General features: G+C 64.6%; 23 protein-coding genes. 12 read left to right on the forward strand and 11 right to left on the reverse strand.

Annotated elements, in window-relative coordinates; translation table 11 throughout:
- The first annotated feature begins 20 nt into the window (after positions 1-20).
- Together BFN03_RS20905 and BFN03_RS20910 are read left to right on the forward strand one after the other, a co-directional pair.
- Positions 21-647, forward strand: a complete 627-nt coding sequence (locus tag BFN03_RS20905; protein WP_269748458.1) for a DUF4192 domain-containing protein — start codon at positions 21-23, stop codon at positions 645-647.
- The gene (locus BFN03_RS20910) at positions 611-1,183 is read left to right on the forward strand and encodes a DUF4192 domain-containing protein (RefSeq protein ID WP_269748461.1); all 573 of its coding nucleotides are present in this window, start codon (positions 611-613) and stop codon (positions 1,181-1,183) included. Before BFN03_RS20905 ends, BFN03_RS20910 begins: the two co-directional genes overlap by 37 nt.
- Here the strand turns inward: BFN03_RS20910 and galE are convergent.
- Both galE and BFN03_RS06420 read right to left on the reverse strand, forming a co-directional pair.
- Complete coding sequence (gene galE, locus BFN03_RS06415; protein ID WP_070378316.1) at positions 1,174-2,166, reverse strand: UDP-glucose 4-epimerase GalE; 993 nt, start codon at positions 2,164-2,166, stop codon at positions 1,174-1,176. The genes BFN03_RS20910 and galE overlap by 10 nt on opposite strands.
- A gap of 3 nt (positions 2,167-2,169) precedes the next feature.
- Positions 2,170-2,862 (reverse strand): metal-dependent transcriptional regulator, encoded by a 693-nt coding sequence (locus BFN03_RS06420; protein ID WP_070378317.1) that lies wholly within the window; start codon positions 2,860-2,862, stop codon positions 2,170-2,172.
- 131 nt (positions 2,863-2,993) lie between these two features.
- Between BFN03_RS06420 and BFN03_RS06425 the strand changes: the two genes are divergently transcribed.
- Both BFN03_RS06425 and BFN03_RS06430 read left to right on the forward strand, forming a co-directional pair.
- Positions 2,994-4,265: an acetoin utilization protein AcuC gene (locus BFN03_RS06425; protein WP_070378318.1), complete on the forward strand. Its 1,272-nt coding sequence runs from the start codon at positions 2,994-2,996 to the stop codon at positions 4,263-4,265.
- Positions 4,258-6,975: a bifunctional GNAT family N-acetyltransferase/acetate--CoA ligase family protein gene (locus BFN03_RS06430; protein WP_084385519.1), complete on the forward strand. Its 2,718-nt coding sequence runs from the start codon at positions 4,258-4,260 to the stop codon at positions 6,973-6,975. Before BFN03_RS06425 ends, BFN03_RS06430 begins: the two co-directional genes overlap by 8 nt.
- A 103-nt stretch (positions 6,976-7,078) precedes the next feature.
- Here BFN03_RS06430 and BFN03_RS06435 read toward each other — a convergent pair whose 3' ends face one another.
- The 3 genes from BFN03_RS06435 to BFN03_RS06445 all read right to left on the reverse strand — a co-directional run bounded on the left by BFN03_RS06435 (position 7,079) and on the right by BFN03_RS06445 (position 10,156).
- The gene (locus tag BFN03_RS06435) at positions 7,079-8,050 is read right to left on the reverse strand and encodes a sigma-70 family RNA polymerase sigma factor (RefSeq protein ID WP_070378319.1); all 972 of its coding nucleotides are present in this window, start codon (positions 8,048-8,050) and stop codon (positions 7,079-7,081) included.
- 234 nt (positions 8,051-8,284) lie between these two features.
- On the reverse strand, positions 8,285-9,772 hold the full coding sequence (locus tag BFN03_RS06440; RefSeq protein WP_070378320.1) for a DUF7782 domain-containing protein: 1,488 nt from the start codon (positions 9,770-9,772) through the stop codon (positions 8,285-8,287).
- 30 nt (positions 9,773-9,802) lie between these two features.
- Positions 9,803-10,156: a DUF3099 domain-containing protein gene (locus BFN03_RS06445; RefSeq protein ID WP_070378321.1), complete on the reverse strand. Its 354-nt coding sequence runs from the start codon at positions 10,154-10,156 to the stop codon at positions 9,803-9,805.
- A 59-nt stretch (positions 10,157-10,215) separates the two neighbouring features.
- On the opposite strand from BFN03_RS06445, the gene BFN03_RS06450 reads away from it, so the two are divergent.
- Positions 10,216-10,452 (forward strand): DUF3039 domain-containing protein, encoded by a 237-nt coding sequence (locus BFN03_RS06450; protein ID WP_070378322.1) that lies wholly within the window; start codon positions 10,216-10,218, stop codon positions 10,450-10,452.
- On the opposite strand, the gene BFN03_RS06455 is transcribed toward BFN03_RS06450, so the two are convergent.
- Positions 10,425-11,645 carry a YihY/virulence factor BrkB family protein gene (locus tag BFN03_RS06455; protein WP_070380676.1) on the reverse strand — a complete coding sequence of 407 codons (1,221 nt, stop codon included), beginning with the start codon at positions 11,643-11,645 and terminating at the stop codon, positions 10,425-10,427. The two genes, BFN03_RS06450 and BFN03_RS06455, sit on opposite strands and share 28 nt — an antisense overlap.
- A 278-nt stretch (positions 11,646-11,923) precedes the next feature.
- On the opposite strand from BFN03_RS06455, the gene BFN03_RS06460 reads away from it, so the two are divergent.
- Entirely contained in the window at positions 11,924-13,681 is a 1,758-nt protein-coding gene (locus tag BFN03_RS06460; RefSeq protein ID WP_070380677.1) for a DEAD/DEAH box helicase, read from the forward strand.
- Between the two features lie 165 nt (positions 13,682-13,846).
- Here BFN03_RS06460 and BFN03_RS06465 read toward each other — a convergent pair whose 3' ends face one another.
- Positions 13,847-14,041 (reverse strand): DUF7455 domain-containing protein, encoded by a 195-nt coding sequence (locus tag BFN03_RS06465; RefSeq protein WP_070378323.1) that lies wholly within the window; start codon positions 14,039-14,041, stop codon positions 13,847-13,849.
- 372 nt (positions 14,042-14,413) lie between these two features.
- Here BFN03_RS06465 and BFN03_RS06470 point away from each other — a divergent pair, with 372 nt between their 5' ends.
- Both BFN03_RS06470 and BFN03_RS06475 read left to right on the forward strand, forming a co-directional pair.
- A complete protein-coding gene (locus BFN03_RS06470) occupies positions 14,414-14,896 on the forward strand; it encodes a cation:proton antiporter regulatory subunit (protein ID WP_070378324.1) in 483 nt (160 codons plus the stop codon).
- A gap of 7 nt (positions 14,897-14,903) precedes the next feature.
- Complete coding sequence (locus tag BFN03_RS06475) at positions 14,904-16,082, forward strand: cation:proton antiporter (protein WP_070378325.1); 1,179 nt, start codon at positions 14,904-14,906, stop codon at positions 16,080-16,082.
- A gap of 89 nt (positions 16,083-16,171) precedes the next feature.
- Here BFN03_RS06475 and BFN03_RS06480 read toward each other — a convergent pair whose 3' ends face one another.
- Both BFN03_RS06480 and ppgK read right to left on the reverse strand, forming a co-directional pair.
- The gene (locus BFN03_RS06480) at positions 16,172-17,548 is read right to left on the reverse strand and encodes an RNA polymerase sigma factor (protein ID WP_070378326.1); all 1,377 of its coding nucleotides are present in this window, start codon (positions 17,546-17,548) and stop codon (positions 16,172-16,174) included.
- A 122-nt stretch (positions 17,549-17,670) separates the two neighbouring features.
- Positions 17,671-18,423, reverse strand: coding sequence for a polyphosphate--glucose phosphotransferase (gene ppgK, locus BFN03_RS06485; RefSeq protein ID WP_070378327.1), 753 nt, complete (start codon positions 18,421-18,423; stop codon positions 17,671-17,673).
- A gap of 180 nt (positions 18,424-18,603) precedes the next feature.
- On the opposite strand from ppgK, the gene BFN03_RS06490 reads away from it, so the two are divergent.
- A complete protein-coding gene (locus BFN03_RS06490) occupies positions 18,604-19,506 on the forward strand; it encodes an inositol monophosphatase family protein (protein ID WP_070378328.1) in 903 nt (300 codons plus the stop codon).
- 7 nt (positions 19,507-19,513) lie between these two features.
- On the opposite strand, the gene cei is transcribed toward BFN03_RS06490, so the two are convergent.
- A complete protein-coding gene (cei, locus tag BFN03_RS06495) occupies positions 19,514-20,200 on the reverse strand; it encodes an envelope integrity protein Cei (RefSeq protein ID WP_070378329.1) in 687 nt (228 codons plus the stop codon).
- Between the two features lie 470 nt (positions 20,201-20,670).
- Here cei and BFN03_RS06500 point away from each other — a divergent pair, with 470 nt between their 5' ends.
- On the forward strand, positions 20,671-20,973 hold the full coding sequence (locus BFN03_RS06500; protein ID WP_070380678.1) for a DUF4193 domain-containing protein: 303 nt from the start codon (positions 20,671-20,673) through the stop codon (positions 20,971-20,973).
- Between the two features lie 64 nt (positions 20,974-21,037).
- On the opposite strand, the gene BFN03_RS06505 is transcribed toward BFN03_RS06500, so the two are convergent.
- The gene (locus BFN03_RS06505) at positions 21,038-21,544 is read right to left on the reverse strand and encodes a DUF3093 domain-containing protein (RefSeq protein ID WP_070378330.1); all 507 of its coding nucleotides are present in this window, start codon (positions 21,542-21,544) and stop codon (positions 21,038-21,040) included.
- Between the two features lie 35 nt (positions 21,545-21,579).
- On the opposite strand from BFN03_RS06505, the gene dut reads away from it, so the two are divergent.
- Complete coding sequence (gene dut / locus BFN03_RS06510; RefSeq protein WP_198163402.1) at positions 21,580-22,098, forward strand: dUTP diphosphatase; 519 nt, start codon at positions 21,580-21,582, stop codon at positions 22,096-22,098.
- Between the two features lie 2 nt (positions 22,099-22,100).
- Positions 22,101-22,964: a DUF3710 domain-containing protein gene (locus tag BFN03_RS06515; RefSeq protein ID WP_070378332.1), complete on the forward strand. Its 864-nt coding sequence runs from the start codon at positions 22,101-22,103 to the stop codon at positions 22,962-22,964.
- Positions 22,965-22,985 lie beyond the last annotated feature (21 nt).

The following is a 22,985-nucleotide window of genomic DNA, read 5'->3' on the forward strand; positions in this document are numbered from 1 at the left end:
TCCCCGTCAGAGTCTGGTGCATGACGACACCTGCCTTTCCCTCCAGCTCCGATTTCTCCGACAACTCCATCGATGGACGGTCCCCGGACCAGTTCGCTGTGCGGTTGTCCGATCCGGGAGATCTGTTCGCTGCGGTTCCTGCATTACTGGGATTCCGTCCCGAGCGCTCGATCGTCGCCGTGTGCCTATCCGGCAGGCCCACTTCGACGGTGGGCGCCGTTATGAGGCACGATCTCATCCTCGATGGCGGCGGAGCTCCGACCGAGCCGATGTCCGCCGTTCTGAAGCAATTCAGTGAAGTGTGCAAGCGGGAGAACGCTGCCGGTGTTCTCCTGCTGCTGATCGACGACCGCTTCGCTGATCACCGAACTACTTCGGGTGCCGAACTCGCCGCCATCGTCGCGGAATTCGAAGAGCTCCTCGATACCACGCCGATCGAACTCATCGATGCGCTCGTGACCGAAGAGATCGCCAACGGTTGTGAATGGTCGAGCCTGCTTCCAGGCCGTGCTCACGGTGCGCAGACCGACCCCTACTCATCCCATGTCGCGGTCGCGCAGGTTCTAGGGGTCGAGCGATCCGCTCCACACGCAACGATCTCGAAGCAACGATCGAAACGGGACCGGCACAGGAAAGGATGGAGATAGCCACGCTCATCGACGACGCCCGAGAAGCGGCCGCCTTGAAGTGGGGACTGGCCCAGCGGGCGGCCGCCCCGGAATGCAGTGACCGCCGCGAACTCGAATCGATTCTGTCGGCTGTTGTCCGGGTGTCCTCGGGGGAGGGACTTCTCGCCTCGGAGACTGCAGAGCTGGCGCTCGCGCTGGACAACGTCAAGGTACGAGACAGCGCTCTCGCGCTCGCCGTCAGCGCCTGTGCCGACGACGCCGAGCAACTGTGGATCCTGCTCGCCCGCAACCTCCCTGACCCGGAACGCGCGAATGCCGCGGTACTGCTCGGATACAGCGCCTACGTCCGGGGAGATGGGCCTCTGGCCGGCATCGCACTCGGTGCTGCACTCGATTCGGATCCCGACCACGTACTGGCCACGTTGCTCGACGGTGCGCTTCAATCCGGGCTCCGACCGGCCGCGGTACGAGACTTGGCGATAACCGGCTACGAGTGTGCGAAGAAGATCGGAGTGAGGCTACCTCCGCCGATCGAGGCCACTGGTTATCGCTGAGCCGCGTGCGACCTGTCGCCGAGTTCTTGCAGGTACGACCATGCGTCCGTGACGATCTCGTCGAGATCGGTGTGCTCGGGCCGCCACCCGAGTTCCGCAATCGCGCGAGCGCTGGACGCCACGAGGACTGCAGGATCGCCGGCCCTGCGTGGAGCGTCTTCGACAGCGATGGGCAGTCCGGTTACGCGCGAGCACGCCGAGATAACCTCGCGCACACTGAATCCCGTGCCGCTTCCGAGGTTGTAGATGCGGTGCCGGCCCTCGACGGAGGATTCGAGTGCCAGGATGTGCGCCTCGGCGAGATCGAGCACATGGATGTAGTCGCGGATCGCTGTTCCGTCGGGGGTGGGCCAGTCGGTTCCGAAGACGGAGATCTTGTCTCGCTGTCCGAGGGCTACCTGGAGTACGAGAGGAATCAGATGCGTCTCGACGACACGGTTCTCGCCGGCCGACTTGTACGCTCCAGCAACATTGAAGTACCGGAGGCTGGTCGCGGCGAGTGAATGCGCCACCGAGTACGAGGTAATGGCATGGTCGATAGCGAGCTTGGTTGCCCCGTAGGGGTTGGTGGGGCGGGTGGGGTCCGCCTCCGTGATCGGCGAGTGCTCCGGCTCGCCGTAGGTGGCGGCGGTGGACGAGAACACCAAGTTCCGAGTCCCCGAATGACGCAGTGCCTCCAGAAGTTCGAGCGTGGTGACGACGTTGCCGCGCCAGTACTTCTCCGGGTGTTCGACCGACTCGCCGACGAGCGATTGCGCGGCAAAATGCAGCACTCCGTCGAAACGTGGTGTACCGCCGGTGCCGAGAACGTCTGCCACCACATCCGCCACATCGCCCTCGACGAATTCGGCGCCGAGTGGCACCGCGTCGGCATTTCCCGTGGACAGGTCATCGATGATGACGACCTCGTGTCCTCTTTCGAGCAGGACGGTGCTGCATACGCTGCCGACATAGCCGGCCCCGCCGGTAACCAGGAGCTTCATGAACTATCCCTGAACCTGCTTCACCTGGACGGCGTGCGCCATCTCCTCCGGCAGGTCGAATCCGCTGTGGCCAGGAACCGTGATCATGACCGAGCCCGGCTTGGTTTCGACGGTGACGCGGGCGTCCGGAACGACGCCGGCCTCACGCAGCTGTCCTATGACGTCCGCATCGGACTGTATGTACTCGGCGAGGCGACGGACCACGACCGCTGTCGGCCTACCTGCCGGGATCTCCGTGAGGCGGATGAGGTTCTCGCGTGGATCCATCGGACGGTCTAGACCGAGTTGGGCAAGCCCGGGAATCGGGTTGCCGTACGGGGAAGTCGTGGGGTTGTTGAGCACCTCCACCAGACGCCGCTCGACTTCCTCGCTCATCACGTGTTCCCAACGGCAGGCCTCCGCGTGAACCTCTTCCCACCGCAGCCCGATGATGTCGACGAGAAGTCGTTCCGCCAGGCGATGCTTACGCATCACAGACACCGCGAGCTCGCGGCCCTTTTCGGTCAGTTCCAGATGGCGGTCACCAGCGACCTGGAGGAGACCGTCGCGCTCCATCCGAGCGACGGTCTGGCTGACCGTCGGGCCGCTCTGCTCGAGTCGTTCGGCAATACGCGCTCGAAGAGGGACAACGCCCTCTTCTTCCAAGTCGTAGATCGTCCGGAGATACATCTCCGTGGTGTCAACCAGATCCTTCACACTCACTCCCCTTCGTCTTGGTTGATTCTACCGGTCGGTCCTTGCCATACATGCGTTCGGCGTCTCGTAGCGTCGGAGGCAGTTCTGCGGGTCTGCTAGCACCGTCTGCGGCGGACCAGTAGCGTGAGTTCATGACACGGTCTTTCGGCGCTCGGAAGGATTCGGCTGCAGTGGTATCGAACCGGGCAGTCGTGTGGAGTCCGGAGTATCTCCGCTATCGGTGGAGTGCGGACCACCCGATGAGCCCGACCCGGCTGGAGCTGACCATGTCGCTCGCCCGCAGTTTGGGGCTCTTGGAGGGTGCCGAACTGGTACGGCCCGAGGCGGCTTCGGACGCGGACTTGTTGAGGATCCACACCCCGGGCTACATCGAGGCCGTCAAGCATGCCGGGCATTCGGCTACCCCGGGTGTGCTCGGGCAGGATACTCCGCATGGACTCGGCACAGAGGACAATCCCGTCTTCCCTGAGATGCACGAAGCGAGCTCGATCCTCGCCGGCGGATCGCTGACGGCGGCGCGTGAGATCGCATCGGGCCGCACGCGCAGGGCGGTGAGTATCGGTGGAGGCATGCATCATGCGATGCCCGACTGGGCGTCCGGCTTCTGCGTGTACAACGATGTCGCGATTGCGATCTCGTGGCTGCTGGACAACGGCTTCGACCGGGTCGCCTATATCGACGTCGATGCGCACCATGGTGACGGCGTTCAGCACGCGTTCGCGGACGATCCACGGGTCCTGACGATCTCGCTGCACCAGCATCCGGCAACCCTTTTTCCCAACACGGGGTGGTCGAGCGAAGTCGGTGGAGGTGCTGGAGAAGGTACGGCAATCAACCTCCCCATTCTGCCCGGGACGAGTGATGCCCTGTGGCTCAGAGGGTTCCACGCCGTCGTCCCGGGCGCGATCGCTGCTTTCCGCCCCCAGATCGTCGTCAGCCAGTGTGGTGTCGACAGTCATCGTGAGGATCCGCTCGCCGACCTCGCGCTGACCGTCGACGGGCAGCGGGCAGCGTTCCTGGCGATGCGCGATCTAGCAGACCGCTACGCAGAGGGGCGCTGGCTCGCTGTGGGCGGGGGCGGGTACGGACTCGTCCGGGTGGTGCCGCGGGCCTGGACCCATCTCATTGCGGCAGCACTCGATGTCGAGTTGCCTCCCGGTCGTGCAGTACCCGAGTCCTGGCGCGAGCGCGTACGTTCACTCATGCCTGACGTGAACCTGCCGGACACCATGAGTGACGGCGGCGAGGTGGACTACCTGCCTTGGGACGGTCCGGGCGGCGCCCCGGAAACGGGAGTCCCCGCTGTCGACCGGGCACTTCACCGTATCGATTCCGCGGTCGTCGCCACGCGTCGCGCCTGCTTCCCCCTGCTCGGTCTCGACCCCGAGGACCCCCGTGACTGAGTCGGACGGTAGGGGTGCGGCCGGGGCCGAAGACGGCGTCGGGACCACAGGAGGGATACCGGACGCCGCGCACAATTATCCGCGGGACTGGGAGGCAGATGTGCTGGCGTCGGACGGTGGCGCCGTGGCATTGCGACCGATTGTTCCCGAGGATGCGGACAAGCTGGTTGCGTTCCACTCCAAGCTTTCCGAACGCACACGCTACCTTCGGTATTTCGGGCCGTACCCGACCATGCCCGAACGCGACATCGTCCATTTCACCACGGTCGATCACCACGACCGGGTGGCGTTCGTCGTGGTGCTCGGAGACGAGATCATCGCAGTCGGCCGTTACGAGAGGCTCGTCGGGGAGGGGGACGGCAGATCCGCGGAAGTCGCATTCGTTGTTGCCGATGCCCATCAAGGACGCGGGCTCGGACCCGTCCTTCTCGAGCACCTGGCCGGCGCGGCGGCGGAGAACGGGATCACCATGTTCGTGGCCGAGGTTCTCGCGGAGAACCGGCGCATGGTGACAGTCTTCCGGGAGGCCGGCTACCAGGTGAGCCGAAGCTTCGACGGCGGAGTGCTCAGGCTCGAGTTCGCGATAGACCCGACCGAAGCGTTGGTTTCCGTGCGCAACTCCCGGGAACGGGCGGCCGAGGCTCGCAGCATGCGCAACGTGCTCACCCCACGGTCAGTCGCGGTGATCGGTGCATCGACCGACACCGCGAAGGTCGGCAACGCGGTGCTGAGCAACTTATTGGGGGCCGGGTTCTCCGGCCCGGTATACCCGGTCAACGCCGAGCATCGTTCGGTGCGTGGAGTGCGTGCATATCCGACTGTCCGTGACATTCCCGACGAGGTCGATCTCGCTGTGGTCGCCGTTCCCGCCGAGTCGATCAGCGCCGTGCTGGACGACTGCCTGATCAAGGGTGTAAAGGCCCTCGTCGTAGTGTCTTCGGGGTTCAGTGAAGCGGGCCTGGACGGCGAGCAGTCCGAGCGCCGTCTCGTTCACGCCGCCCGCGCGCACGGGATGCGTCTGATCGGCCCCAACGCACTAGGGGTGGCGAACAACGACCGGGATGTGTCTTTGAATGCGACGCTCGCTCCAGTCTTGCCGAGCCCGGGCAACGTCGGATTCTTTTGCCAATCCGGTGCTCTCGGAATCGCTATCCTCGACGAAGCCGCTCGCAGCCGTATCGGACTGTCCTCCTTCGTCTCCGCCGGAAATCGAGCCGACGTGTCCGGCAACGATCTCCTGCAGTACTGGGATTCGGATCCCGCCACGGAAGTGGTGTTGCTGTATCTGGAGAGTTTCGGAAATCCGCGCAAGTTCTCGCGGATCGCCCGCCGTGTGGCCCGGAACAAGCCCATCGTCGCAGTGAAGAGCGGGCGGCATGCCGTTCCGCCAGCATTGGCGTCGGCGAGTGTCGAGATGGACGACTCGATCGTCCGAACGCTCTTCGAGCAGGCTGGCGTGGTGCAGGTGGGGTCGATCTCCCAACTCTTCGACTGTGCGCTGCTCTTCGGTTACCAGCCGCTGCCCTCGGGCCCCAGGCTTGCGGTTGTCGGGAACTCTACCGCGCTCGGTGTGCTGGCGGTGGATGCCGCCCGTAGTGAGGGCCTGCAGGTCGGAGACCCGGTGGACCTGGGGCCACAGGCTGGGCCCGAGGAGTTCGCGCGGGCGGTGAGCACGGCACTGTCGTCCCCCGACGTCGACTCTGTGATAGCCGTGTTCGCTCCGCCCGTCGCGGTGCCTGCGGAACCGTTTGCTCAGGCCCTGGGCGAGTCGGTCCTCGATGCCGACAAGCCGGTGCTGACCACGTTCCTTGCCGCAGAAGGAGTGCCGGATGTGTTGGCGGTGCGGGATCGGGACGGGTATCCGACCCGCGGATCGGTGCCGTCGTACCCGGGCCCGGAACGTGCGGCATTGGCGTTGGCGCGAGCGTGGCGGTACTCGGCATGGAAGAACAAGCCGGCTTCGAAGGTGCTGCGCCCTAACGGGATCGACCCGGATCGAGCGAAGGGGATGGTCCGGGATTGGCTCGCAGCCTCATCCGGGCGGTGGTTGTCGGACGTCGAGTCCGCTCAACTTCTCGAGTGCTACGGGGTGGAGGTGGTGGAGTTCCGTTCGGTTGCAAACGAAGACGAGGCCGTGAGTGCCGCCGAAGAACTGGGCTTCCCGGTCGCGGTGAAGGCGACGGGGGAGCAGTGGCGGCACCGCCCGGATCTCGGTGGGGTGCGATTGGACCTGGCCGGGGCGGATCCGGTTCGGTGGGCCTACCGCGACCTTGCCGCCGCGTCCGGTGAACCGCTGCTGCACGTGCAACGGATGGCCACCAAGGGAATCGGTTGTGTGGTGGGGGTACAGGAGGATCCGTCGTTCGGGTCGCTCATCTCGTTCGGCCTCGCAGGGGTGATCTCGGATCTGCTCGGCGACCGCGCCTACCGACTGTTGCCGCTGACCGAGGATGCCGCGGCGGAACTCATTGACGCGCCGAAGGCGGCGCCGCTGCTTTCCGGGTACCGCAGCGCGGTACCCGTGAACAAGGGGGCGCTGGTCGACCTCGTGCAGCGGATCTCTGCGCTTGCCGACGACCTGCCGGAGGTCCGGGAGATGACCTGCGAACCTGTGCTCGCTTCGGCGGAGGGCGTCCAGATCACCGACTCCCGCATGCGGATCGGGCCTGAACCGAGTCCGGTGGACCTGGGGCCCCGCAGGCTGCGCTGACGGCATCGGACCCGAACGCGGAGTTCGAGACGGCACAAGACAGCGCCGAGGCCGGCAATTCCTACCGGCCCCGGCGCTGTTGGAGTGTCAGCAGGCGGAGGTGTCAGCTGGCGTAGGAGCGAAGCCGCTCGGCGCGGTCGCCCTGACGCAGCTTGCCCATGACCTCGCGCTCGATCTGGCGCACACGTTCCCGGGAGAGCCCGAAGAGTTTGCCGATCTGGTCGAGAGTGCGGGGCTGGCCGTCGTCGAGACCGTACCGCAGGCGAATCACCTGCTGCTCACGCTCGTCCAGGGTGGCCAGCACGGTGCGCACGTCCGAGTGCAGGAGTCCGGCGATGACCGCGTTCTCCGCTGATGTTGCCTCGGAGTCCTCGATGAAGTCACCCAAGGGGGCCTCCTCGTCGTTTCCGACTGGCATGTCGAGGCTTACCGGGTCGCGGCTGTGGTCGAGGAGGTCCGCGATCTTGTGCGCCGGGATGCCCGACTCCTCGGCCAGTTCGTCGTCGGAGGCTTCGCGGCCGAGTTGCTGGTGCAGTTCGCGCTTGATACGAGCAAGCTTGTTTACCTGCTCAACGAGGTGCACTGGCAGCCGGATCGTCCGGCTCTGGTCGGCCATGCCGCGAGTGATCGCCTGACGAATCCACCAGGTGGCATACGTCGAGAACTTGAATCCCTTCGCGTAGTCGAACTTCTCCATCGCGCGGATGAGTCCCAAATTGCCTTCCTGGATGAGGTCGAGCAGCGGCATGCCACGGCCCGTGTAGCGCTTCGCAAGCGACACGACGAGGCGCAGGTTGGCTTCGAGGAGGTGTGCACGCGCGGACTGCCCTTCTCGGACGATCGTCGCGAGATCACGCTTCTTGGCGGGAGACAGGCGCTTCCCGGTCTCCAAGATGTGCGCGGCATAAAGCCCAGCCTCGATTCGCTTGGACAGTTCCACCTCGTCTGCGGCCGTCAGCAGAGCGGTCCGGCCGATTCCGTTCAAGTAGACGCGAACCAAGTCCGCTGCGGGGCTCTGCGCGTCCAGATCGGCGGCGCTGGGGCGAATACGACTAGTGGTGCTGGGGCTTGTCATGACTTGCCTCCTCGTCGGTGGTGTCTCATATGGATCAACGCATCGACGGTCCGGATAAGTTCCCAGGCGGCAATTCGCAAAACTGCTTTGACCTGCGAAGTTCCCGACTCACTCCTGAGAAGTTGCTGAGAACGGGGACGAGGACGGCGGTTCCGGAACCGGGGCCGCTTCGTCAGATGATGCGGAAGCGAGGTGAACGAAAGGTCGGCCGTCCCCCTGGACCCAGGCGTGAGGTCAGGCTGGCGAGGCGGGTAGCACGAGTCCGTGCCGCACGAGTGAATGAACGAGCGGCACGGCGGACTGCGCCAACTCCTCGGCGTCCACGTCGTGGGCTGCCGCTAGGAGTCCGATCAGCTCGCCCAATTCGAGGCCGCCGCTGATCATGCCTGCGACGAGTGAGGCCACCACGTCGTCTACCTCGTGCTGCCACGCCGGGCCACTTCCGCGATGCAACCGGGCGACGACCTGGTTCCATCCCTCGTCGCCGGGCAGGAAAACCCTTTCGAGTGCGGTGCTCTCCTCGACGCGAAAGCGTGCGGTGAGCACGTCATGCTCGCGCAGCCAGGCCACTCGATCGAAGTAGGCGAGGGCTTCCGTGCCGAGCGGGTCGCTGAATCCATGGGTGAGGTCCTCCGCCATCAGGTCAGTCGGCGCGTCGGTCCGCCGCAGGTAGACGAATCCGAAGCCGACACCCTCGACGTTTGCGCTCGCAAGGTGGTCGAGCCAGTCCTCGGCTACGGTCGCCGATGCCGGATCCCGTGTGTCGAGACCGCCATCGCGCATCCACGTGCCGACATACAGAGCGGGGTCGGCGAGGTCACGTTGCACCACCCACGCATCGACCCCGTGTGCCGGAAGCCATGAAGCCACCCGGGAACGCCAGTCCTCGCCTGCCACGTGAATCCAGGACGCCAGCATGGCGGCGGTGCCTCCCGGTGCGAGATGTTCCACAGCGCGGGAGATCATCAGTTCACTTGCTCCGTCGAGGTCGAGACCGGAGTCGCGATACGTGTGACCGACCCGAGGGTGGCTGACGACGAAAGGCGGATTGGCCACGATCTGATCGAATGTGCGGCCCTCGATCGGGTCGAACCACGACCCGGTGAGCAGTTCCACCTCTTCTTGGTTGAGGGCCGCGGTGACGGCCGCGAGGTCGACGGCACGGACATTCACGTCGGTGGCGGTGACGGCGGTGGCGTAGGAAGCGCCGTGCAAAGCCTGGATTCCGCATCCGGTCCCGACGTCGAGCAGGGTTCCGACCGGTGCGGTCGGGGTGGCCTGTAGCAAGGACAGCGATGCGTGCCCGACGCCGATCACATGATCGGCCGAATTCTCGCAGGGGCGGAACGTGCCGTCGAGATCAGATACCACCCAGCGGTTGCCGCCGCCGGTATCCATGGGACGGAGGTCGAGCGCGGCCCGCACGACGTCGCCATCGGCGACGAGCAGGCCCGCGGCAACCGTCTGCTCGATCGTGAGGGGAGCAAGCGCGGCAGCAACATCATCGGTCGGGCAGTCGTCGGTGAGGAGGAACAAGCGGATCAGGGTGCCGAGTTCGCCGCAGCGTGCGCTGGCCCGGCGAACCGGGACCGGTTCGCCTCGGCTCAGTGCCGCCTGCACCTCAGGGCCGAGTGCCTCGAGCAAGGTGTCCGTGTCGAACCGGTTGCGAATGAAGGCCTCGCGCAGGGCCGGACAGATCGACAGCAGTTTGTCACGGTTCACTCCTGCATTGTTGCAGTCGCCGGCCCAGTGTCAGCCTTCGATCGTGGGGTGGGGTGGTGCGGGCAGGCTTGTCCGCGACTCACGGTGGTCGTAGCGACTGGGCTCGTCTTTGCTGCGCGGCGGTCGATCGTTCGCGATGAGTACGGCGATCCACGGCAGCGGGATCGACAGGAAGATGATTGCCACCGAGATCAGCGCGTTGGCCCAGATACCGTATGCCACGGCCGCGAGAATCAGTGCTGGGAAACGGAAAGACATGATGATCAGGTACTTGCGCACGCGTGCGCGCTGCTGCTCCTCGAGGGACGGCGCCGCTTCGGTAATGAGAATCGGATTGCTTGGTGAGCCCTCGTTCGACTCACCGAAACCCGCACTTCGTGCCATGAGTCCACTGTTGCACGGTCGGACATCAAATGCACACGCGGGTGCGGCATCATTGAGGTGTGAGCACTGATACCAAGGAACGGCCCGACGTCACCTCCGACAGGTCCACCGATGACGACTCTCCGAAGTTCTTTCATTACGTCAAGAAGGACAAGATCGCCGAGAGCGCAGTGATGGGCACTCACGTCGTCGCACTGTGCGGCGAAGTGTTTCCGGTGACCAAGTCTGCGAAGCCTGGATCGCCCGTCTGCCCCGATTGCAAGAAGATCTACGAAGGGTTGCGCAAGGGCGACTGAGGAGTCGTTGGGCGTGCCAATTCATCCGGCGGCTCGAGAGGTTCGCTCATCGAGTCGCCGGGTCGTGGGTCGTCGGGTCGGGGGTTGTCCGATGGCGAGCCGTCGGATGGCGGGTCGTCTCGGTTGGAGGTACCGGCGCGGTCCGAGGGCGTCTGGTCGCCGGTGATCTTGATCGGGCCGGTGGTGATGCGTCGGGTGAGGATGGTCACCGGCCCCGCAGACGGGGAACTCTCGGCGGTCTGCGCCGAGAGCCACTCCCGCATCTGCGTCATTCGGGTCGCACGGGCGGGCCAGAACTCCTGGATCGTGGCGTTGAACTCCGCGCCGAGGACCACCGCGAAGCCCAGGAAGAAGGTGAACAGCAGGAATGCGATCGGCGCGGCAAGGGCGCCGTATGTGTACCCGGTGCCGGTCACCCACGTGAGGTACCAGCGAAGGCCGATGCTGGCTCCGAGGAAGAAGGCTCCGGCGACGAGTGCTCCGCCGAGCAGTCGGTGCCAGGGCAGTGACCTGGGGAGCGCGACCTTGTAGAGCGTCGTCAGGCCGATGATCAATAACAGCCCCACACCGGGGTAGTAGAACGTGGCGACTATTTCGGACCCGACCGTGCGCCACGCCTCGGGGAAGACCTTGATCACAAGCGTCGGCCCGAGTGCGACGAGCGGCAGAGTGAAGACCGCGAGAACCAGAAACATGACGTAGAGCAGCAGTGCGAACAAGCGCTGCCAGACCGGATGCCGCGCCTCCTGCTGGCCATGGGCTTCGACGATGGAGTCCACGAAGGTGGAGATGGCCGACGAGCCTGCCCACAGGGACAACAAGAAACTCAGTGACACGATCTGAAGCCGCCCCCGTTCCAGTACGTCGCTGAGCGTCGGGCGGATGATCTGGTCGACGACGCTGTCGCTGAAGATCGTTCCACTGAAGGTGATGATCTTGGACTGAATGATGTCGAGGGTGTCCGGTCCAAACCACCCGCCGACATACCCGAGCATTCCCAGCAGGCCCAGCAGGAGGGGAGGCAGGGAGAGCGTCTGCCAGAACGCCGCCGTGGCCGACTTGCCGAAGATCGAGTCGTCCCACGCCTTCTTCAGGGTGTGACCGATCACGGCCAGCGTGCGACGAAGCGGGTGCCACTCGAAGTGGCGTCTGCCACGGGCGCGCTTCGGTGAACTCGCTGGGGATTTGCTCATGATCTTTCCAGCATCCACGACGACACGCCCGGTGCCCACCGCTGGTGCACCCGTGTCGCGGGGAATCCGCCATCCCGGCGGCCTTGCGAATGCGGTTCGCGTCGGGTGCGGACGCTACCCTCATTGACGGACAGCGCCTTCGGGTCTGGTCCGGCAGTGTCGATCGAATACCGAGGAGTGCGAACAAACAGTGCCATGGCATCGGAGGGCAACCCTTGAGCGCTGAGACCGTGGGCTCCCACATGGCGACGAGAACGGAAGCCGAGGCGGCGCCGACAATGGAAGCCGCGGCGGCGCAAATTGTAGGAACCGAGGCTTATCTGGCGCAGACGGAACCGGCCAAGCCCTCGGGACCCCTTCGCGCGTGGCAGCGTCGTGCTTTGACGAAGTATCTGTCCACCGGACCTCGAGACTTCTTGGCGGTCGCGACGCCAGGTGCGGGCAAGACCACCTTCGCGTTGCGTGTCGCGTCGGAATTGTTGCGTGACCGCACCGTCGATCAGGTGACCGTGGTCGCCCCCACCGAGCACCTCAAACATCAGTGGGCTGAATCTGCGGCTCGCAGCGGTATCGCGCTCGATTCGTACTTCTCGAATTCGACCGGGCAAACATCGAGCGACTATCAAGGTGTGGTGGTGACGTATGCGCAGGTTGCGTCCCATCCGTTCAAACACCGAGTCCGGACGGAGAGCAAGCGCACGCTGGTCATCCTTGACGAGATCCACCACGGTGGTGACGCAAAGAGCTGGGGCGAGGCCATCCGCGAAGCGTTCGGCGACGCCACCCGCCGTCTTGCGCTGACCGGAACGCCGTTCCGCAGCGACGACAGCGCGATCCCGTTCGTGGCCTACGAACCCGACCGCGAAGGGTTGATGCGGTCGAAGGCCGATTACGCGTACGGCTACTCCGACGCTCTTGCGGACGGAGTCGTTCGGCCAGTGGTGTTCCTCGCATATTCGGGCGAGGCTCGCTGGCGAAACAATGCGGGCGAGGAGTTCTCCGCGCGCCTCGGCGAACCGCTCAGTGCGGAGCAAACCGCGCGGGCGTGGCGAACGGCGCTGGATCCGGCAGGAGAGTGGATTCCGGCGGTTCTGCACGCCGCCGACACGCGACTCGGTCAGTTGAGGGCCGGTGGCATGCCGGACGCGGGCGGGCTGGTGATTGCGACAGATCAGACTGTGGCCCGCTCCTACGCGAGAACGCTCACAGAAGTCACCGGGGAAGAGCCGGCGGTGGTGCTCTCGGACGATCCGACAGCATCGAAACGGATTGCGGAGTTCAGTGCGAGCACGCAGAAGTGGATGGTCGCCGTTCGTATGGTGTCGGAAGGTGTCGACGTTCCGCGGCTGGCGGTAGGTGTGTACGCCACCAGCGCGTCCACCCCGCTGTACTTCGCCCAGGCGATCGGGCGGTTCGTCCGCTCACGCAGCAAGGGCGAGACCGCGAGCGTGTTCCTTCCGTCCGTGCCAGTGCTGCTCGACCTCGCCAGCCAGCTCGAGGCTCAGCGCGACCACGTGCTGGGCAAACCGCACAGGGAAAAGGACGGGTTCGACGACGACCTCCTCGCCGACGCGAACAAGCAGAAGGACGAACTCGGAGAGGAAGAGAAGGCGTTCACTTCGCTGGGCGCCGATGCCGAGCTCGACCAGGTGATCTACGACGGCTCTTCCTTCGGAACGGCTACCTTTTCGGGGTCCGACGAGGAGGCCGACTACCTGGGCCTGCCTGGTTTGCTCGACGCCGATCAGATGCGTGCCCTGCTACGTCAACGTCAGTCCGAACAGCTTGCCAAGCAGAAGGCCACGCAGGCGGAGCCGACCGAGGTCCCGCAGGTGGCCGAGCGGGTCGCGGCCGCAGGCCAGCTCGCGCAGCTGCGTCGGGAACTGAACAGTCTCGTTGCAATGCAGCACCACAAGACGGGCAAGTCACACGGCACCATCCACGCTGAGCTGCGTCGTGTGTGTGGTGGACCTCCCACAGCGATCGCTACGGTCGAGCAGCTGACCGAGAGAATTTCCACGCTGCGGAGGTGGTGACTGGTACCCGATCGATTCCGGCCCACAGTCGTTCCGACAGAGTCCCACAGTCGATCCGACAGAGTCCCACAGCCGTTCCGACAGAAGAGACCGGCGCGTGCGGTGCGCGCGCCGGTCTCTTGTCCGTTAGAGGTGAGCCTTGGACGGGTCACCCGGGCTGACGAGTCAGATTGCTGTCTCGGCTTCGGTTTCGATCGTGGCGTTCATTTCGCGAAGTCGATCTGCGTGCTCATTGGCGTGGTGACCGCAGAAGAGCAGTTCGCCTCCCGCCGGAAGCACTGCGCGAACGCGTGCTCCGGCACCGCACCGGTCGCACCGGTCGGCTGCGGTCAATGAGGGGCTGGTCAGTGTTCCGGGCATGACTCCTCCGTACTGGCATTCCGCTTGCGCGCAATGCCTGGGGCCTGGTCCGCCGCGTCGGGGATGGCGCGGTGGATCCACTCTGTCAGACGTTGGGGGATTCCGCGTTGTTCCCGGCGGTGTTTCTCAGTGGCACATCCCACAGAAAGTTTGCGGAAGTTTGTGAATTCGCGCCGAAGAGCGTGAATTCGGAAGCAGACCGAACGGTCGTAGTTCCCCGCCGGCTGGTCACATCTCACACGTGAGGTTGGTCTCACCGTGTCACTGCCTCGACCGCGCCGATGGTCCGTTCCTCGCCTACCAGGGAGAATCCGCCCGCCTCGACCCGCGAGTCTGCGCCGCTCCGCATGCGGCCGGGACTACCGTGGAGGGATGAACGTTGAAGTGACGGCATTGCCGGGCATTGGGGTGCGGAAGGACTTCGTACTGGCTTCCGGTCGCCGTATCGGCGTCATCAGTCATCGCGACGGCCGAACCGACCTGATCGTGTCGAAGCCCGATGACCCTGACGCCTGCGAAGCTTCCTTGCCGTTGAGCACCGAGGAGGCGGCCGTGCTGAGCAACCTGTTGGGGGCTCCGCAGTTGGTATCCCAACTGGAAGAGGAACACCGGGACCTGCCCGGCATCCAGACCAAGCAGTTGTACATCACCGAAGATTCCCGGTTCGACGGCCGGACGCTCGGGGACACAGCCATGCGCACGCGGACAGGGGTCTCGATCGTCGCTGTCATGCGAGCGGGCCAGGTGAATCCGTCACCGAACCCCGACTTCTTGCTCACATCCGGCGATCTGCTGGTCGCCGTCGGAACGGCGGAAGGACTGGCCGCGGCAGCCAAGCTCCTGGTCGGCGGCTGACAATCCTGTGAATACGACTACGCTCGCGCTCATCGAACTGGGCGCGGTATTTTTCGCGCTCGGGTTGCTCGGCCGTCTGGCAGCTCGGATCGGTATGTCGCCGATACCGTTCTACCTGGTCGGCGGACTGTGCTTCGGCAATGGTGGGTTCCTACAACTCGGTGACATCGACGAATTCAGCCATCTGGCGAGTGAGATCGGGGTGGTGCTGCTCCTGCTCCTACTCGGACTCGAGTACACGGCATCCGAACTCGTCACCGGACTACGCCGGTCGTGGATGGCAGGTGTGGTGGATATCGTCCTCAACGCAGCACCAGGTGCGATCGTGGCACTGGTGCTGGGGTGGGGTGCAACCGGCGCTTTCGTTCTGGCGGGTGTCACCTACATATCCTCCTCGGGAATCATCGCAAAGGTGCTGAGCGACCTCGGTCGCCTGGGCAACCGCGAAACCCCGGTCGTGCTCTCGATTCTCGTATTCGAGGATCTTGCGATGGCTGTGTACTTGCCGATCCTGACCACTTTGCTCGCCGGTGTGAGTTTCCTGGGCGGTCTTACGGCTTTGGGCATCTCTCTGATCGCTGTTTCGGTGGTTCTCGTCGTTGCGCTGCGCTACGGGCGGTATGTCTCCGCACTACTGGACAGCCCCGACAGCGAGACGTTGTTGTTGAAGCTTCTGGGTGCTGCGCTGCTTGTGGCAGGCATCGCCTCAGCCTTGCAGGTTTCGGCGGCGGTCGGGGCATTCCTTCTGGGTATCGCGATCTCCGGATCGACTGCCCACAATGCCAGCCGTGTCCTCGAGCCTCTCCGTGACCTGTTCGCAGCGATGTTCTTCGTCGTGTTCGGACTCAACACCGATCCTGGTGAAATCCCGCCGGTGCTCGGTTGGGCGATATTGCTGGCGGTGGTGACGACACTCACCAAGATGGCCACGGGCATGTGGGCGGCGAAGCAGCAAGGTGTCGCTCGGCTGGGTCGAGCCAGAGCGGGCGCCGCACTGATCGCCCGCGGAGAGTTTTCCATCGTGATCGCCGGCCTGGCTGTAGCGGCAGGCGCGGTCGAGGGACGGCTCGCGGCCCTAGCCACCGCCTATGTCCTTCTCATGGCCATCATCGGCCCGGTGGCAGCCCGGGTCGTCGAACCGATGGCCAACGCGTGGGTTCGGGTTCGGGTTCGCACCAGCGCGTAGGGGTCGTTCCGCTTCCCGTTCTCGATCTGGAAAAGTTCAATGCCCCCGGGAAAGTCCCGGGGGCATTGAACCTTGTCTGTGCGCGAGCGTCAGTCCAGGTAGTCGCGTAGCACCTGCGACCGGGACGGGTGGCGGAGTTTCGACATGGTCTTGGATTCGATCTGACGGATGCGCTCACGCGTCACTCCGTAGACCTGACCGATCTCATCCAAGGTACGCGGCTGTCCATCGGTCAGGCCGAAGCGCAGTCGCACCACGCCGGCTTCACGCTCGGAGAGCGTATCGAGCACCGATTGCAACTGATCTTGCAACAAAGTGAAGGACACGGCGTCGACCGCGACGACTGCTTCGGAGTCCTCGATGAAGTCGCCGAGTTGGCTGTCGCCTTCGTCGCCGATGGTTTGGTCCAGCGAGATCGGCTCGCGCGCGTACTGCTGGATCTCGAGCACCTTCTCGGGCGTGATATCCATTTCCTTGGCGAGCTCTTCGGGCGTGGGTTCACGGCCCAGATCCTGCAACAGTTCGCGCTGGATGCGTCCGAGCTTGTTGATGACCTCCACCATGTGCACCGGAATGCGAATGGTGCGGGCCTGGTCGGCCATGGCGCGGGTGATGGCCTGACGGATCCACCACGTGGCGTAGGTCGAGAACTTGTAACCCTTGGTGTAGTCGAACTTCTCGACGGCGCGGATGAGGCCCAGATTGCCTTCCTGGATCAAGTCGAGGAAGGCCATGCCCCGTCCGGTATAGCGCTTGGCCAGTGACACGACGAGGCGGAGGTTGGCTTCGAGTAGGTGATTCTTGGCACGGTTTCCGTCACGGCAGATCCAACTCATATCCCGGCGCTGGGCAGCGGGGAGTTTCTCACCGGATGCTGCGACTTCCTGCATGATCTGGGTCGCGTAGAGCCCGGCCTCGATGCGCTTGGCGAGTTCGACCTCCTCTTCGGCGTTGAGGAGTGCAACTTTGCCGATCTGCTTGAGGTATGCGCGTACCGAGTCCGCAGACGCGGTGAGTTCGGCGTCCTTGCGGGCCTGGCGCAGCGCCTCGGATTCTTCCTCGTCCCAGACGAAGTCCCCGGAGGCCTTGTCCTTCTCGGACGGCTCCTCGGTTTCGTCGTCCGAGCCGACCGCGACCACCTCGACGACATCCGATTCGACGTCGGCCAAGTCACCCTCGGTGATGTCGATGTCTTCTATGCCAACGGAGTCTTCGTCCTGGCCGTCCTCGCCATCTGCAGACTTGCTCGGCGCGGCCTTCTTGGTGGAAGCCTTCTTTGCTGCGGCCTTCTTGGCGGGAGCTTTCTTTGCTGCGGCCTTCTTGGCGGGAGCTTTCTTTGCTGCGGCCTTCTTGGCGGGAACATTGTCGGTTGCCGGAGCGGCGCCGGCGGCTGTCGCTGTGACTGGCGCTCCCGGTCCTGACTCCGAAGTCGAATCAGTAGTCTGACGTGTATCGGTGGCTGCCACGTACGCCCTTTCGTGACGGTGTCGTGCGGCGTCACGCCAGAGTGATCATCCGGCGGAGAGGTCTACTGGTTTCGCCTGGCGCGCAGCCGGGCTCTTTCATTGTAACGACCTATTCGAAATAGTTAGGGAGCGATGCCCGTGTCGACTGCAATAGCTGCGCCTACTATCCCGGCCGTATTGAGAAGCGCAGCAGGTACAACGGGTGTCCTGTTGGTCAGATGAGGAATCCACTTGTTGTGTTTGCGACTGATGCCGCCGCCTGCGATGAACAGATCCGGCCACAGTAGGTCTTCGAACCGGCTCAGCACGTAGGACACCTCCGCAGCCCATTCCTTGTAGGACAAATCCTTGGCGTCCTTTACCGAGGATGCCGCTATGTGCTCGGCATCCTTGCCCAGCACTTCCATGTGACCGAGCTCGGTGTTGGGTAGCAGGACGCCGTTGTGGAGGATTGCCGAGCCGATGCCGGTGCCGAAGGTAAGCAGGATGACTACCCCCTTCGCATCCTTGCCCGCGCCGTAAGTGTTCTCCGCGATCCCCGCGGCATCGGCGTCGTTGAGGACTGTGATCCGGCGACCGCCGAGGGCATCGTAGAACAGGGCGTACGCGTCCGTTCCGATCCACTTCTCGTCGATATTCGCAGCGGAGCGTGCGACTCCGCTGGTGACCACACTCGGCAGCGTGATACCGACTGGCCCATCCCACTTCGCCATCCGGACGATCTCGGCGACCGTCGCTGCGACCGCGTGCGGTGTGGACGGTCGGGGAGTCGGGAGTTTGATTCGGTCTCCGATCAACTCACCGCTCTCGAGATCGACTGTGCCACCCTTGACGCCGCTGCCTCCTACATCGACACCGAACCCGCTGTTGGTCATCGCGTCTGCTCCTCCGTGTCGAAGTACGTGTCGAGCTGGGCCGTGTCGGACTGACGAAAGTCGCCCGTGCGCCACTGGTTTTCTCGTCACAATAGTGGGTCGAAGTGGCTTCGGTCGCCCGTGCGCGCAAGCCGACCCCCGCGGTGGTGTGAGGCAGTGAAAGTGTGTTCCGATGGGGGGGTGGACGCAGCAGGGAGTCGAGACACCACGCAGGGCTTCGGAGACACTGAGGCGCAACGACTACGCGACGTCGCCGTTGCAGTGGCGCAGGAGGCGGCCGCTCACGTCAGGTCAAGGCGCCCCGAGGTGTTCGGAACCGTAGGGAAAGTGGTGGCACACGGCAGTTCCGTAGCGTCGAAGAGCACCCCCACCGATCCGGTTACGGTGGTCGACACCGAGAGCGAACAACTCATCCGCGACCGTCTCGCGACTCTTCGGCCTGGCGATGCGATCCTCGGTGAGGAGACCGGCGGAGCGGGGGATTCCGTCGCCGGACTCCGATGGGTGGTCGATCCGATCGACGGAACGGTGAACTTTCTGTACGGAGTGCCCACATACGCGGTCTCTGTGGCTGCGCAGATCGACGGAGTGTCGGTTGCCGGGGCCGTGGTCGACGTGGCAGCCCAGGCGACGTATGCGGCGGCACGAGGCTACGGGGCAACACTCACCACTGTCGAGGGCCGGATAGGGGGCCTGCGGTGCAACCCGGTCACGGATGTGTCGATGGCTCTGCTGGCAACCGGATTCGGGTACGGGACCGCGCGGCGCAAAGCGCAGGGTGCACTCATCGGCGAAATCCTCCCCCGGGTACGGGACATTCGCCGGATCGGCTCGGCTTCCCTCGACCTGTGCATGGTCGCGTCCGGCCGGGCCGACGCGTACTTCGAACACGGGTTGGGCCCATGGGACTGGGCCGCTGGATCGCTCATCGCCACCGAGGCAGGCGCTCGCGTGCGCATTCCCTCCCCGCGCTCATCGAGTGCGGACGGTGACCTGGTGGTGGCCGCTGCCCCCGGGATCGCCGACGAACTGGACGCATTGTTCACCGAGGTCGGGGCTGACGACCCGATCCGGGAGACCTGACCTGCGATCAGCAGTGGGCCGTGCGAGCTGCATTGAGCAGGTCTATGTCGAGAGGAGGGGCCTGCATTCCGGGCGGTGGCTCCTTCAGAGACCGCAGCACCTCTTCGGCGTCAGGGTTCGGTGAGATATTGCGGAAGTAGGTCCCCAGAGCGAGATCGACGGTGTCGTCCGTGCGCGAATCCTCGATGAGTTCGGCGCACGGTACAACGAGATACAGGGCACTTGCCGCAGCGATGCCGCTCGGTCCGAACCTCAGCTGCCCGTGGCACTGCATGTTCTGGTCGACATAAATCGGGTCGTTGCCGACCTGGACGTCGGGGGCGCTTGCGAACCCGTAGTCACTCAACTGGGCGGCCACCTGCGTCGCCTGACCGGCCTCGCCGTTTGCGTTGAACACGCGCACCTTCGCATCAGCGAGGGTGGCGGGTTCAACATCCAGCACCGTCGAGGGGTCGACCTGTTCGCCTAGTGTGGGCCGCGTCGATGCGCTATCGGCAGGCTGTGTGGGCGGGGGAGGCGGATTGCACGCGACTGTAGTGGCCGAATCCTCGTCCTCGGTGAGGATGCTTGTCCACAGTGCGGCGCCGAGGAGTGCAAGAACCGCGAACACCACGAGCATCGGCATCGCTCGCCGGCGCCGGAACGGGCGTCCCTTGTCATCGAGCGGACTGCCGTCGGTGATGAGTGAAACCACAGTGTGCCCCGACCTCTCCTACGGAACTGCGCGTCGTAACTTGTCGCCCGAACAGCGCACCGATACTGTGCCCGGCCACCCATTCGTGGCGCAGGTTCGGCACCCACTGTAGATCCATGGCACCCCTACATCTCGAACCCGCCCCGGCTGTGGAATGTCACAGGTTGCTGTGGCGTTGATGACGATTAGCAGACAATTTGCACGATCCGTCGGGTCGGTTACACGTTTCGGGTTTTGTTCGGCTAGTGTCTGGCGGCCCGAGTCGTTTGGAGAGCATCGAACGAGGGTGGGTAAATGAGGCTGAAATCACGATTTGGGACCTGCTTCCGGCACTGATCGAACCTCGCAGCATCGCTTGCTGGTGGTGTGTGATCTGCGTCGGAACGGGTGGCGCGTGGGAGGTCGATCACCATTGCGGTGAACCTCGAACGCAGGCCGGGATACAGGGAACGAAAACGAGGGGAAACGACATGGCAACTGACTACGACGCACCGCGGCGAACAGAATCCGACGAGGTTTCGGAAGATTCGCTGGAGGAATTGAAAGCGCGCCGCAACGAGGCGCAATCGGCAGTGGTCGACATCGACGAGGCCGATACCGCGGAATCGTTCGAATTGCCCGGCGCGGATCTGTCGGGGGAAGAACTCTCGGTGCGGGTCGTGCCCAAGCGGGACGACGAGTTCACGTGCTCGAGTTGTTTCCTGGTGCATCACCGAAGCCGACTCGCCAGCGATGCCGACGGGGTACTGGTTTGCAGGGACTGCGCGGCCTGAGCGACGACGGTGACAAGTCGCGAACGGTGGTGGGTTGATCACAGTTCGCGCCCCTTTGCGCTGTCTATTGGCGGGCGCGGTTGATGGCGGCCAGCAACTCGGCCGGCCGCCGAGTACTCACCAGCCAGTAGGGGGTCGGATCCTCCGGGTCATCGAGAACGATGAGGACCATCGACTTGACCCACACGCGGTGCTGAACGAAGGCGGAAGGGTCGAGCTGGCGGCCGAGCGCTGCACTCTTGGCTGAACCGGGCACCTCTGCCACCCGTGAGATGACGCTCACGGGCAGATGTGCCTGCCCGACCCTCAGGTGGACACCGTTCGGTTCGTCGACGACCTCGACCCTGAGTCGGCTCAGTGAGATCAATGCCCAGACCGGGAGCGGAAGTAGTAGGACGTACGGCAACCACGCACGCAGACCCGGCGCCCCCATGTGCACCTCCGCGGCCAGTAGTCCGGCGACGAACAAGCCCACAGCCCACCACCACACCGGCACCCACAGGCGCTCGGAGTACAGCGTGGAATGGGTGTTCTCGGTGGGTACGGCTTCGGGCCGGGACGTTTCTGACACCCGACTAGGATAGTCGTAGTGCACGAGTAGGCTCTGTGCATGTGAGCGACCTATCTCCCGGCCTCCCTGCCGGCGCCGCCCCTGCCCTTCCGCCCGTTGCCATACAGCGGCTAGATCCAGGTGTTCCGATTCCACAGCGAGCCCACGACGGTGACGCAGGTGTCGATCTCTGTAGCACCACCGATGTCACGATCGAGCCGGGGCGGCGTGTTCTCGTCGGGACAGGGGTAGCGATCGCGCTGCCCATGGGCACTGTCGGTCTGGTCCATCCACGGTCTGGGCTGGCTGCCAAGTCGGGTCTGTCCGTGGTCAACACGCCGGGAACCATCGACGCCGGATACCGAGGCGAGATCAAGGTGTGCTTGATCAATCACGACCTCGATGTCCCGATCGAAATCCGCCGGGGCGACCGGATCGCGCAGCTGGTCGTGCAGCGAGTGGAATTGGTGTCGTTCGTCGAGGTGGACTTCCTGGATGACACCACTCGCGGCAGTGACGGTCACGGGTCGAGCGGAGGCCACGCGAGCCTCTTCGGCCATAGAGAAGGAGCCTGAACATGATCAGACGACGGAAGAAGAAATCCAGGGACGACTCCGACGCGTCCGCACCGGCACCCGAGGCGGAAATCGAGACTGGTGAAACGGAATCCGAGGCGGGGCTCGATGCCTACGACGAGGTCGGCGAGGCCGATGGAGGCCCCTACGACATAGAAGACCTGGATCCGGACGACGATGTCAACGTCGGCGAGATCGGTACTCGCCTCGATTTGGGTTCGGTCCTCGTCCCCATGCCGCCCGGCACCCAGTTACAGGTCGAGATGGCGCCCAACGGTTCACCACAGGCCGTCCACCTCGTCACACAGCACGGGCGAATCACCGTCGCGGCATACGCCGCTCCGAAATCCCCGGGTCAGTGGAGGGAAGTCGCGGGCGACCTGGCCGAATCGCTGCGAGGCGACAATGCGGCGGTGAGCGTCGAGAACGGACCCTGGGGTCGAGAGGTCGTTGCGGTCACACCCAACGCAGACCTGCGATTCATCGGTGTCGACGGCTACCGATGGATGGTCCGTTGCGTGGTGGCGGGCCCGAGCGGCGGCAACACCGTAGATTCGGAACTCGCTGCGGCCGCGAGAGCGATTCTGCGTGACAGTGTCGTCAAACGTGGAACCGAACCGCACCCGGTCCGGACGCCGCTGCCGGTCGTCCTGCCCGAGGTTCTGGCGAAGCAACTGGCCGCGGCCCACCAGCAGCAGTTGGCGCAGCAGCAAGGTGTCGCTGCGCAGCAGGCTCCTCAGCAGCAGGCCGCCGGCGGTGCCGTGGGTGGGTCCTCCGCATCAGCCGAAACGCCGCAAGGCGGCGTAGCCGGGCCACAGCAGCGTCGTGGCGAATCCGGTTCGGCGATGCAGCAGCTGGGCCGCTGACGGCGGGCGAAGACGGACGTC

The organism is Rhodococcus sp. WMMA185 (assembly GCF_001767395.1).
Lineage (GTDB): Bacteria > Actinomycetota > Actinomycetes > Mycobacteriales > Mycobacteriaceae > Rhodococcus_F.